Genomic DNA, 10,683 nt, shown 5'->3' with positions numbered 1-10,683 from the left:
AAAAGGCGACAAAGCCATTCACTGGCATTGTCGCTGCCGTACTGCCGTCGCGTCAGCTTGATCGGCGACGGTTCCGCTGTGGACTGCGCCACGTTGCGCGTCCTTGGGTTCCGCCGTACCACACACACCCCGTAAGGGACGCGTTTTCGGGACATCGGCCGAGGAGTCGGCGAGCGTCCGAGTTGCGGTACAACGATCGGCCAGCCTACCGCGAGCGGTACGACAACCCGATCACGGGGACGGGATCCGAACCGGGCGACGCGATCAGGGGGTGCGCGCGGGCAGTACGCCGCTGAGCAGGAACGCGACGCTCCGCTCCGTCTCCGTCCAGACCCTGGTGTCGAGTTCGACGGACTGCAGGAGGGCGCACTCGACGGCGTAGCCGTGTTCCGTCAGTTCCCGGCCGATGCGTTCGGCCGCGTCGCGGGTGGCGGCGTGCGTGACGATGCGCTGCGGGCGGCGGTCGGCGACCGCCGTGACCACGGCCGCTCCCCCGCCGCCGACCCGGACGACGTCCGGTTCCGGGAGGTCCTCCAGGACGTGCGGGGCGGTGCCGTGCACGATCTGGAGCTGGACGCCGTACCGGCGGGCGGTGGACTCGGTGCGCGCGCAGGCCGTCGGGTCGCTGTCGACGGCGATGACCGCGGCGCCGGCCCGTGCCGCCTCGGTGGCGAAGGCGCCGCTGCCGCAGCCGATGTCCCACAGGAGGTCGCCCGGTCGCGGTCCGAGCCGGGCGAGCTGGGAGACGCGCAGCGGTTCCCGCTCGCCCTCGCCGAGCCGACCGCCGTAGGCCTCGTCCGGCAGCGCCCAGCCGCGCGGCCCGGCGGCGGGGTCGCGCCCGGCGATCCAGCCGCCCGACTCGCCGGCGACGGCCGGGCCACCGATCACGATGACGACGTTGGGGTCGCGCCAGGTGTGATCGGCGGCCTTGTCGGAGGTGACGACGCTGACCTGTTCGCGAGCGGTGCCGAGTTCCTCGCAGATGACGAAGGTGCGGTGGACGCCCTCCATGAGCAGGCCCAGTTCGGCGGGGCCCGCGCCGGGAGAGGTGAGAACCGCCACTTTGGGGTGGGCCCGGCACACGTTCACCGCGCGTCGCAGGGTTCGGCGGTGCGCGACGACCACCTGTGCGTCGTCCCAGGGCATTCCGGCCCTGGCGAAGGCGGCGGCGACCGAGGAGACGGCGGGGACGACCTCGACCTCCAGGCCGAACTCGGGTGCGCGCAGGGTCCGTACGACGCCGAAGAAGCCGGGGTCGCCGTCGGCGAGGACCACCGCCGTGCCTCGGTGGCCGGCGACCCTGCGGGCGGCCAGGGCGGCGCTGCCGAGCCGGACGCGTTCGGCGCCCGCGGGCACCTCGGGGAGTTCCAGGTGGTGCGGGGCGCCCGCCACCAGGGTGGCGGCGCCCAGTGCGGCGCGGGCCGCTGCGGTCAGCGGCGAACCGTCCCAGCCGATCACCGTGACCCGGTCGGCCATCGTCGTCAGTCTCCTGGGTTGTGCGCGGGTCGTCTGGGGGGTGTGCGCGGGTCCGTCGTCGGCCGCTGCGCCCGCGGGCGGGCGGGCTCGGTGAGAGTACCCGGTACGGCCGTGCGGTGGGTGGACGGTACCGTCGGCCGCGGGTTCACGGAGGGTCAGCTCCAGTCGGTGAGGGTGGTGAACTCGCCGGTGTCGGCCAGGGATCCGGACGCGCCCTCGAGGTCCTCCGGCAGCAGGCTCCAGACGATGAAGTCGGTGCGTACGTCCGTCCAGCCGCCGTCCTCGGTGCGGACGTGGGCTATGCAGGCGTTGCGCAGGACGCCCTCACTGATGCAGCCGATCTTCTGGGCGACCTGCTGCGAGGCGGTGTTGTCGGCGGCGGTGCGCAGCTCGACGCGTTCCAGCTTCTGGTCGCCGAAGAGCCACTGGGCGGTGGCGAGCGCGGCCTCGGAGGCGTATCCCTCGCCCCGCGCCCAGGGGGCGACGATGTACGACAGTTCGGTGGACCGGATGTGCCAGTCGGTGCCGGTGAGCCGGATGACGCCGACCAGGCGCTGGGTGAGGAACTCGGTGACGGCGAGGTCGAGTCCGCGTCCGGCCATCCGTTCGGCGGGGGACTCCTCGGTGATCCAGGTGCGGACGGCCGGTTCGGTGAAGGGCCGCGGGACGTCGGTCCAGGCGGCGACCTGTTCGTCGTTCATCATCTCGGCCAGGGCGGGGACGTCGTCCTCGTCGAGGGGACGCAGCACCAACCGCTCCGTGCTGATGGAGATGTTGGGGAAGGTGCTGCTCGTCATGCGCCGCTCCGTAACCTTCGAGACCTTCGAGAACTTCGAGACCATCAGGTCCTGCTGAACTGCCCAGCATGCAGCATGAAAGCACCGAACCGCACCACGGGGGCCACTCCGTGTACCGGAGTGGCCCCCGTGGGTGCCGGACGGGTCGTGCGCGTGGTGCTCGCGGTGCGCGCGCCCCCGGATCAGAAGGCGGCGACGACCGAGCCGTCGTACTTGTCGTCGATGAACTTCTTGACCTCGTCGGAGGTGAGGAGCTCGGCGAGCTTCTTCACACGCGGGTCGTCCTCGTTGCCTTCCTTGACGGCGAGGAAGTTGGCGTTCGGGTTGCCCTCGGCGGACTCGAGGACGAGGGCGTCCTCGGCCGGCTTGAGGTCGGCCCCGATCGCGTAGTTGCCGTTGACGACCGCGGCGTCCACGTCGGCCAGGGCGCGCGGCGTCTGGGCCGCCTCCAGCTCCTTGAACTTGAGCTTCTTCGGGTTCCCGGTGATGTCCGCGGGGGTCGCCTCGAAGCCGACGCCGTCCTTGAGCGTGATGATCTTGTTGGCGGCGAGCAGCTGCAGCGCGCGTCCCTCGTTGATGGTGTCGTTGGGGATGGCGATGGTCGCGCCGCTCTTCAGCTGGTCGGCTTCCTTGACCTTCTCGGAGTAGAGGCCGAGCGGCTCCAGGTGCACGTCGCCGGCGGGCACGATGTGCGTGCCGTTCTTCTTGTTGAAGTCGTCGAGGTACGCCTGGGTCTGGAAGTAGTTGGCGTCCACCGAGCCGTCCTCCGTGGAGGTGTTCGGCGTGACGTAGTCGGTGACCTCCTTGACCTCCAGGTCGAGCCCGGCCTTCTCGGCCAGGTTGTCCTTGACGAAGTTGAGGATCTCGGCGTGCGGCACGGGGCTCGCGGCGACGGTCAGCGTCCCGGAGGCGCCGGACCCGGATTCCTTCTCCGAGCCGCCGCAGGCGGTGAGGCCGAGGCTGAGGGCTCCGGCGGCGAGGACAGCGGTGGTGATCTTGATGGTGTTACGCACGAAAAGTGCCTTTCCTTCAGGGTGGTGCGGCCCCGGCTCGGGGTGGTGCGGGGCCTTCGGGGAAGTAGGGGTCAGGGGGCGGGGGCTGAGGGCGGGCCGGGGTCACCCGGCCTTGCCGGCGTCGGCCGTCGCCGGTTCCTTGGCCTTGAGCAGCCGCAGCTTCGGCCCGGCGCCCGGGCGTCCGCCGCGGTGGTGCAGGGAGCGGGCCGCGTAGTCGCCGGCGAACTGGATGAGGGAGATGACCACGGCGAGGATCGCGACGGTGATCCACATCAGCCCGGTCTCGAAGCGCTGGTAGCCGTAGCGGACGGCGAGGTCGCCGAGACCGCCGCCGCCCACGGTGCCGGCCATGGCGGAGTAGCCGATGAGGGCGATGATCGTGGTGGTGGTGCTGGCGATCAGCGAGGGCAGCGCCTCGGGCACGAGGACCCTGCGGACGATCGTCCAGGTGTTGCCGCCCATGGCCTGCACGGCCTCGACGAGTCCGTGGTCCACTTCGCGCACGGCCGTCTCGACGAGCCGGGCGAAGAAGGGGATGCCGCCGATGGCGAGCGGCACGATCGCGGCCTCGCTGCCGATGGTCGTCCCGGTGATCCAGCGGGTGAAGCTCATCAGGGCGACCATGAGGATGATGAACGGCATCGAGCGGCCGACGTTCACGATCTGCCCGACGACCTTGTTCACCAGGCTGTTCTGCAGCAGTCCGCCCCTGTCGGTGAGGACGAGCAGCACGCCGATCGGGAGCCCGACGACGACGGAGATCAAGGTGGACCAGCCCACCATGACCAGCGTTTCCCAGCACGCCTGTTCCAGCAGCGGCTGCATCTGGGACCACGTCACTTGGCTGCCTCCTTCACGAGGGTCCGCGCGGCCTGCGCCGCCCGCTCGACGAGGTCGATCTGCAGTCCCTGCTCCCGCAGGAAGCCGATCGGCACGACGTTGTCCTCGTAGCGGCCCGGGAGTTCGATGCGCATCCTGCCCACCTGGAGACCTCCGACGGTGTCGATGGCGGCACCGAGGATCGAGATGTCGATGTTGTAGGTGCGGGCCAGCTGGGAGATGACCGGCTGGGTCGCGCTCTCGCCCTGGAAGGTGACGTCCAGGACGGTGCGGTCGTCGCCCGAGGCCTCACCGGCGACCGGGAACAGCGCGGAGGCCAGTTCGGAGCCGGGGGTGGCGAGGAGTTCGGCGACCGTGCCGGACTCGACGATCCGGCCCTTCTCCATCAGCGCGGCCGAGTCGCAGATCGTCTTCACGACGTCCATCTCGTGCGTGATGAGCAGGACGGTCAGGCCGAGCTGGCGGTTCAGGTCGCGCAGCAGCGCCAGGATCGAGCGGGTGGTCTCCGGGTCGAGCGCGCTGGTGGCCTCGTCGGACAGCAGCACCTTCGGGTCGCCGGCCAGCGCGCGGGCGATGCCGACGCGCTGCTTCTGGCCGCCGGAGAGCTGGGCGGGGTAGACCTTGGCCTTGTCGGCGAGGCCCACCAGGTCGAGCAGTTCCAGCGCCTTGCGGGAACGTTCCTTCCCCGACCGTCCGAGGATCTCCAGCGGCAGTTCGACGTTGTCCTGCACGGTGCGCGAGGAGAGCAGGTTGAAGTGCTGGAAGACCATGCCGATCCGGCTGCGCGCCTGCCGCAGTTCCCGTCCGGCGCGCGGGCCGCGCCCGGCCAGGGCGGTGAGGTCCTGCCCGGCCACGGTCACGGTGCCCGAGGTGGGGCGCTCGAGCAGGTTGACACAGCGGATGAGCGAGGACTTGCCGGCGCCGGACTGGCCGATGACGCCGTAGACCTCGCCTTCGCGGACGTGCAGGTCGACGCCGTCCAGGGCGGTGACCTCGCGTCCGCGAGAACGGTAGACCTTGCTCAGGCCCGAGGTGGTGATCACGTGAACATCCGTCACTGTCGAGTGCGCGACACGTCGTGGCGCCGGCACGAGGCATTCAGGGTCGAAAGCAGCCCGCACGCGGCACGGCCTCTCCCGAGCTCGGCGGAGGTGAACCGTGGAGAGGCATGCGCGGGGGCGTGGTTCCGTCACGCATCCGGGACCGGGGGGACACGCGGACGGACGGGAACCGGCTCTCGCTTCGGGGCGCGAGGCTCAAGTGCTGCGGGGGCCCTCTAGAAGGCGCGCATTCGGAGCGGACACATACAACCGGTACCGGGCTGCATGTGCACCTCGGTCGCGGGGCTGCGGTCGCTCATCGTGGTCATGCGGCCAGTAAAGCAGACCTTTACTGCTGACCGGACACCCATGTCCACATTCTGGACAGCCGTGGACACGGGTGACCGCACGTCAGGGGCGTACGGCGATCTCCACCCCCGCGTCCGTGACCAGTGCGGACAGGGCCGACAGATCCTTCACCACCAGGTCGGCGGTCAGCTCGTGGGCCTGGTGGGTTGTGGCCAACGCCACGGTGGTCATGCCGGCGGCCCGGCCCGCCTGGAGCCCGGCGGGGGCGTCTTCGAAAACGACGCAGTGCGCGGGGTCCACGCCGAGGGTCCGGGCGGCGAGCAGGTAGGGCTCGGGGTCGGGCTTGCCCCGGGTGATGTCGTCGGCGGCCACCAGGGTCTTGGGCAGGATGCCGGCGGCGGCGAGGCGGGCCTCGGCCAGTCGCCGGGTGGCGGAGGTGACGACGGCCCAGCGCTCGGCAGGCAGCGCGCCGAGGAGGTCCCGGGTGCCCGGCAGCAGGACGGCCCCGCCGTTCGGCACGTCCTCGACCTCCAACTCCTCGATCCGCGCGACGGCCTCCGGCACGACGCGGGCGGGCAGCAGGTCGGCGGCTATCTCGACGGCCGGCCGGCCGTGCAGCTCGACCCGCCCGAACTCCTCGGCCGTGATCCCGTACTCCACGGCCCACCGCGTCCAGCAGCGCCGTACGGATTCGAGGGAGGAGACGAGGGTCCCGTCGTTGTCGAACAGGAGGGCTTGCGCATGGATGGTCATGCCATCGACCATACGGGGCGGACGGGGCCGGGCACGGTGGGTCCGTTCCGGCGTAATAAGGTCGTTGACATGCTTGATGTCCTGACGCTGACGATCGGTGTCGCCGCGCTGCTGCTCGCCGCCTGGTGCGGCTGGGCCGCCTACCGTGATCAGCCGACGAAGGACTGGCATTTCATCGGTATGGCCGTGGTCACGCTGCTGACACTGGTCCAGCTGATCGTCGGGATCGTGCAGCTGGCCCGGGGCGAGAAGCCGGAGCAGGGCACGACCATCTTCCTCGCGTATCTGCTGGGCTCGTTCGCGTGCGTCCCGGCGGCGGGCTTCATGTCGCTGGCCGAGCGCACCCGGTGGGGCTCGGTCACGGTGGCCGCGAGCGGTGTCGTCCTGGCCGTGCTCGAGGTCCGGCTCTATGACATCTGGGGAGGCTGAGGTGCCCGCGACGGAACAGAGGCCGGCCGGGACCCGGCTGATCGGCGGGCCCGGACTGCTGCTGGTGTGGCTGTACGGGGTGATGGTGGTCGGCGCCGTGTCGCGCTCCGCGTACCAGATCGCCACCGAGTTCGACCGGGCGCCGCTCGCCTACTCGCTCTCGGCGATCGCCGGGGTGGTCTACGGATTCATCACGTACACCCTGGTGCGCGGCGGGGAGACGGCCCGCAGGGCGGCGCTGGTGTGCTGCGCCGCCGAGCTGGTGGGCGTCCTGACGGTCGGCACCTGGACCCTGGTCGACCCGGCCGCCTTCCCCGACGCGACGGTGTGGTCGGACTACGGGATGGGGTACCTGTTCATCCCCGTGCTGCTGCCCCTCACGGCCATGTACTGGCTGCGCAGGGCGCGCACGGCGTAGCGCCCCGCCGGTCAGACGGTGGAGCGCCCCGCCCGGTCAGACCGTGGTCGCGTACGTCTCGGCCGACTTCTCCAGGACGATCTGCGGTACGCCGTCCGCTCCCCGGGACGTCCCGACCCGCTGGTAGCCGACCCGGCTGTACAGCTGGAGGTTGCTCTCGCTGCGGTGCCCGGCGTGCAGACGGAAGGTCCTGGCGCCCCGCTCGTCGGCGAGGGCGGCTTCGGCGACCCGCAGGAGCCGGGCGCCGATGCCGTGCCCCTGGAGGCGGGGGTGGACACAGAGCTTGCCGATGGCCGCGGCGGCGTCCTCGGTGCTCCTGCCGTGCACCGAACCGACGATCTCGTCACCGAGGCGGGCGACGAAGACCAGGTCGGCGGCGACCTCCTCGCGGACCGAGTCCAGACTCTGGACGAGCGGGTCGATGCGGTAATTGCCGTACAGCGCCGCTTCGCTCTGGAAGCACAGGTACTGCAACCTGAAGATCTGCTCGGCATCCTGCTCGGCCGCCGCAGAGATGGTCACGCTCATGCCCATGTGCGCACGCCTCCCGCTCACCTGATCACCTGTGGTCCCTCACTCCTATCCCCGTCCTCAACGCGACGCAACCTCCGGCGCGAGCAATCGACGAAGACATCCCAGGCATCTGGAACGTTCCGGACCCAGGCTGCCCTGCGAGATGCCCAACTCCCCTGCGATGTCCCGGTATGTCGGGTCATGCGGGGCCAGCAGCGCCTCCAGCAGCCGGGGGCAGCGGCCGGGCAGCCGACGCACCGCGTCCCGCAGGGCACGGCGGTCGGCGGCGGCGACGGCGAGGAGTTCGGGGTCACGGTCGCGGGGGTCGCCGGGGTCCACGGGGTCACCGGCCCACGGCCTCTCGTTCCGGACGGCGCGACGGCGGCGACGGGTCTCCGCGCGGACGGCCCTGCGGAGCCAGTCCTGGGGGGCGTGCGGCGGGCCGTGGGCGGCGAGGCGTTCCAGGAGGCGCAGCCAGACCGCCTGTTCCAGGTCGGCGGGTTCGGCCCCGGACGCATACGCCTCGGCGGAGGCCTCCGCGGTGAGCAGCGGGCGGAGGGCGGCGACCAGGTCATGGGGCATACCCGCGATGACACGGCCGCCCCGGGCCCGGTTGCCCGGAGCGGCCGAAGATCACCCCTGACGGGGACAGAACGGCTCAGTCGTTGACGAAGTCCTCGCGGGCGAGCAGAGCGGTGTCCGGATGGTCGGTGAAGACGCCGTCGATGCCGGTGGCGAAGTAGGTGCGGAAGGCGGCGAAGACGTCGCCGTAGGCGTCGGGGTCGCCGCCCTTGCGGAAGTCCGCCGGCAGGAAGGGGTTCTCGTTGCGCATCGTGTACGGGTGCAGGATCAGTCCGGCCCGGTGCGCGTCGCGGACGAGGCCGGTGGGCTCGGTGAGGTTTCCGGCCGCGTCCCGGGGGACGACCAGGTCCAGGGTGGGGCCGATGCCCTGGGCGTAGGAGGCGATCTCCCGCAGGCCCTTCGGCGTGATGAGGTCGGCCACCGTGCGCGGGTCGCCGTTCTCGACGAAGTCCCAGGGGCGGCTGTTCGCGCCGGAGAGCAGCACGGCGAGCGGGTTGCCGACGAGCCTGCTCATCCGCTGGATGCTGGTGGGTTCGAAGGACTGGACGATGACGGGCGAGTTCTTCTTGTCCTTGCCGTGCTTGCGCAGCAGCCGGGCGAGGAGTTCCTCGGTGCCCAGGCCCGACCCGCGGAAGTAGGTGGGGTGCTTGAGCTCGGGGTAGATCCAGACCTGCTTGCCGCGCTTGCGGGTCTGCTCGTTCTGCCAGCGCAGCACCTCTTCGAAGGTGGGGATCTCCCAGCGGCCGTCGTAGAGGGTGTTGTGCGGGCGGTTGGCGGGGATGCGCTCGACGGCGCGGAGCGTCTTGAGCTCGGCGAGGGTGAAGTCCTCGGTGAACCAGCCGGTGACGGAGACGCCGTCGAGTCGCTTGGTGCGCTTGCGGTCGGCGAACTCCGGGTGGCTCGCGACGTCCGTGGTGCCGCCGATCTCCGGCTCGTGCCGGCAGACGAGGTGACCGTCCCTGGTGGGCACCAGGTCGCCGGCCTCGACGATGTCGGCGCCCATGTCGAGGGCCAGTTCGTAGGCGCCGAACGTGTGCTCGGGCCGGTAGCCGCTGGCCCCCCGGTGGCCGATGACGGTCGGGACGGGCAGGCTCTTGAGGCCCCGTCCGCCGCCGCCCCGTCCGCCGCCGCCGTGGCCCTCGGCGTGCCGGGCCTCGGCCGCTCTCGCCGTGCCGCCCAGCCCGAGAACGGTGCCGCCCGCGCCGAGCACCGCCGCGCCCAGGAGGGCCCGCCGTCCGGTTCCGCCGTCCGCTGCCCCGCCCGTCCGCTCGTCCGACTCCTGCGTTCCCATGAGGTGCCTCCTGCCGTCGACCGCCAGTGCGGGGTGATCGTAGGGGTGCGTACATGGCGAACGGGAGACCGCGACCGGAACACGCGGGGTCCACCGGATGGCGTACGGCCCGGACCCGGCGCGTCGGGCTCCGGACAGGCGCACGAGGCGGGGCTCTGACGATCCGCCGGCTTCGGAGGCGTCCTACCGGGTACTTGTAGACATGCCCCGACGGCGCGCCTCCCGCGGCCCACGGGTCGCGCGTGCTTCGATCCGGCCGTGTCCGCACCCCGGACCGACGGGGCCGCGGATCGCCCTCCGCGGACGCGACGTGCCTCACATCACGTCGTGCGCGTCACGACCGTACGACGCCACGTCACCACAGGTGAACACGCGTCTGCGCCGCGTGACATCTCGGCGGACCCGACGTGCGCGTCCCCCTCGCCCGCGAGTAATGTCCTTACCCGCACAGACTCATACCGCATTCCCGACACCGGAGGACCCGTTGTCCCGCTTCGCGCTCATCAAGGCAGTGCTCGGCCCGATCATGCGCCTGATGTTCCGCCCACGGGTGGAGGGCGCGGAGAACATCCCAGGCGACGGTCCGGTCATCCTGGCGGGCAACCACCTCACGTTCATCGACTCGATCGTCCTGCCGATCGTCTGCGACCGCCAGGTCTTCTTCATCGGCAAGGACGAGTACGTCACCGGCAAGGGGCTCAAGGGCCGGCTGATGGCGTGGTTCTTCACGGGCGTCGGCATGATCCCGGTCGACCGGGACGGCGGCCGGGGCGGGGTCGCGGCGCTGATGACGGGCCGTCGGGTACTGGAGGAGGGCAGGATCTTCGGCATCTACCCCGAGGGCACCCGCTCCCCCGACGGCCGCCTCTACCGGGGCCGCACCGGTATCGCGCGGCTCACCCTGATGACGGGCGCGCCCGTCGTCCCGTTCGCCATGGTCGGCACCGACAAGCTGCAGCCGGGCGGCGCTGGCCTGCCCCGGCCGGGCAGGGTCACGGTCCGCTTCGGGGAGGCGATGGAGTTCTCCCGCTACGAGGGCATGGACCGCGACCGCTACGTCCTGCGGGCCGTGACCGACTCGGTGATGGCCGAGGTCATGCGCCTGTCCGGGCAGGAGTACGTGGACATGTACGCCAGCAAGGCGAAGGCCGCCTGACCTCGCCCGCCGCGAGGACCGCGTACGCCGAGGGCGGACCGCTTTCCGAAGCGGTCCGCCCTCGGC

General features: G+C 71.3%; 12 protein-coding genes. 3 read left to right on the top strand and 9 right to left on the bottom strand.

What is annotated here, in order from left to right; all coding sequences use genetic code 11:
* Positions 1 to 264: 264 nt before the first annotated feature.
* The 6 genes from cbiE to ACWEQO_RS15340 all read right to left on the bottom strand — a co-directional run bounded on the left by cbiE (position 265) and on the right by ACWEQO_RS15340 (position 6,228).
* A complete protein-coding gene (gene cbiE / locus ACWEQO_RS15365; protein ID WP_452983107.1) occupies positions 265 to 1,476 on the bottom strand; it encodes a precorrin-6y C5,15-methyltransferase (decarboxylating) subunit CbiE in 1,212 nt (403 codons plus the stop codon).
* Positions 1,477 to 1,631: 155 nt separating this feature from the next.
* Positions 1,632 to 2,273 (bottom strand): GNAT family N-acetyltransferase, encoded by a 642-nt coding sequence (locus ACWEQO_RS15360; RefSeq protein ID WP_361459398.1) that lies wholly within the window; start codon positions 2,271 to 2,273, stop codon positions 1,632 to 1,634.
* Positions 2,274 to 2,455: 182 nt separating this feature from the next.
* Positions 2,456 to 3,286: a MetQ/NlpA family ABC transporter substrate-binding protein gene (locus ACWEQO_RS15355; RefSeq protein WP_452983103.1), complete on the bottom strand. Its 831-nt coding sequence runs from the start codon at positions 3,284 to 3,286 to the stop codon at positions 2,456 to 2,458.
* 102 nt (positions 3,287 to 3,388) lie between these two features.
* A complete protein-coding gene (locus ACWEQO_RS15350; RefSeq protein WP_452983100.1) occupies positions 3,389 to 4,126 on the bottom strand; it encodes a methionine ABC transporter permease in 738 nt (245 codons plus the stop codon).
* On the bottom strand, positions 4,123 to 5,169 hold the full coding sequence (locus ACWEQO_RS15345) for a methionine ABC transporter ATP-binding protein (RefSeq protein ID WP_361459392.1): 1,047 nt from the start codon (positions 5,167 to 5,169) through the stop codon (positions 4,123 to 4,125). Before ACWEQO_RS15345 ends, ACWEQO_RS15350 begins: the two co-directional genes overlap by 4 nt.
* Positions 5,170 to 5,577: 408 nt before the next feature.
* Complete coding sequence (locus ACWEQO_RS15340) at positions 5,578 to 6,228, bottom strand: HAD-IA family hydrolase (RefSeq protein ID WP_361459390.1); 651 nt, start codon at positions 6,226 to 6,228, stop codon at positions 5,578 to 5,580.
* Positions 6,229 to 6,297: 69 nt separating this feature from the next.
* Here ACWEQO_RS15340 and ACWEQO_RS15335 point away from each other — a divergent pair, with 69 nt between their 5' ends.
* On the top strand, positions 6,298 to 6,657 hold the full coding sequence (locus tag ACWEQO_RS15335; RefSeq protein ID WP_452983096.1) for a hypothetical protein: 360 nt from the start codon (positions 6,298 to 6,300) through the stop codon (positions 6,655 to 6,657).
* Positions 6,638 to 7,075, top strand: a complete 438-nt coding sequence (locus ACWEQO_RS15330; RefSeq protein WP_452983093.1) for a hypothetical protein — start codon at positions 6,638 to 6,640, stop codon at positions 7,073 to 7,075. The genes ACWEQO_RS15335 and ACWEQO_RS15330 overlap by 20 nt, the downstream gene beginning before the upstream one ends.
* A 36-nt stretch (positions 7,076 to 7,111) precedes the next feature.
* Here the strand turns inward: ACWEQO_RS15330 and ACWEQO_RS15325 are convergent, their stop codons facing one another.
* From ACWEQO_RS15325 to ACWEQO_RS15315, 3 genes are all read right to left on the bottom strand, one after another.
* Positions 7,112 to 7,609, bottom strand: a complete 498-nt coding sequence (locus ACWEQO_RS15325) for a GNAT family N-acetyltransferase (RefSeq protein ID WP_361459384.1) — start codon at positions 7,607 to 7,609, stop codon at positions 7,112 to 7,114.
* Positions 7,610 to 7,666: 57 nt separating this feature from the next.
* The gene (locus ACWEQO_RS15320) at positions 7,667 to 8,170 is read right to left on the bottom strand and encodes a sigma-70 RNA polymerase sigma factor region 4 domain-containing protein (RefSeq protein WP_361459382.1); all 504 of its coding nucleotides are present in this window, start codon (positions 8,168 to 8,170) and stop codon (positions 7,667 to 7,669) included.
* Positions 8,171 to 8,246: 76 nt separating this feature from the next.
* A complete protein-coding gene (locus ACWEQO_RS15315) occupies positions 8,247 to 9,461 on the bottom strand; it encodes a glycerophosphodiester phosphodiesterase (RefSeq protein ID WP_452983088.1) in 1,215 nt (404 codons plus the stop codon).
* 484 nt (positions 9,462 to 9,945) lie between these two features.
* Here ACWEQO_RS15315 and ACWEQO_RS15310 point away from each other — a divergent pair, with 484 nt between their 5' ends.
* Positions 9,946 to 10,617: a lysophospholipid acyltransferase family protein gene (locus ACWEQO_RS15310; RefSeq protein WP_361459378.1), complete on the top strand. Its 672-nt coding sequence runs from the start codon at positions 9,946 to 9,948 to the stop codon at positions 10,615 to 10,617.
* Positions 10,618 to 10,683 lie beyond the last annotated feature (66 nt).

The organism is Streptomyces sp. NPDC004051 (genome assembly GCF_053604275.1).
Note: the sequence above shows the minus strand (reverse complement) of the source record. Positions and strands in the feature narration are given on the sequence as shown.

Coding starts and splice junctions, on each gene's coding strand:
- cbiE (WP_452983107.1), bottom strand. CDS start 1,476: ATGGCCGACCGGGTCACGGTGATCGGCTGGGACGGTTCGCCGCTGACC.
- ACWEQO_RS15360 (WP_361459398.1), bottom strand. CDS start 2,273: ATGACGAGCAGCACCTTCCCCAACATCTCCATCAGCACGGAGCGGTTG.
- ACWEQO_RS15340 (WP_361459390.1), bottom strand. CDS start 6,228: ATGACCATCCATGCGCAAGCCCTCCTGTTCGACAACGACGGGACCCTC.
- ACWEQO_RS15335 (WP_452983096.1), top strand. CDS start 6,298: ATGCTTGATGTCCTGACGCTGACGATCGGTGTCGCCGCGCTGCTGCTC.
- ACWEQO_RS15330 (WP_452983093.1), top strand. CDS start 6,638: ATGACATCTGGGGAGGCTGAGGTGCCCGCGACGGAACAGAGGCCGGCC.
- ACWEQO_RS15325 (WP_361459384.1), bottom strand. CDS start 7,609: ATGGGCATGAGCGTGACCATCTCTGCGGCGGCCGAGCAGGATGCCGAG.
- ACWEQO_RS15320 (WP_361459382.1), bottom strand. CDS start 8,170: ATGCCCCATGACCTGGTCGCCGCCCTCCGCCCGCTGCTCACCGCGGAG.
- ACWEQO_RS15315 (WP_452983088.1), bottom strand. CDS start 9,461: ATGGGAACGCAGGAGTCGGACGAGCGGACGGGCGGGGCAGCGGACGGC.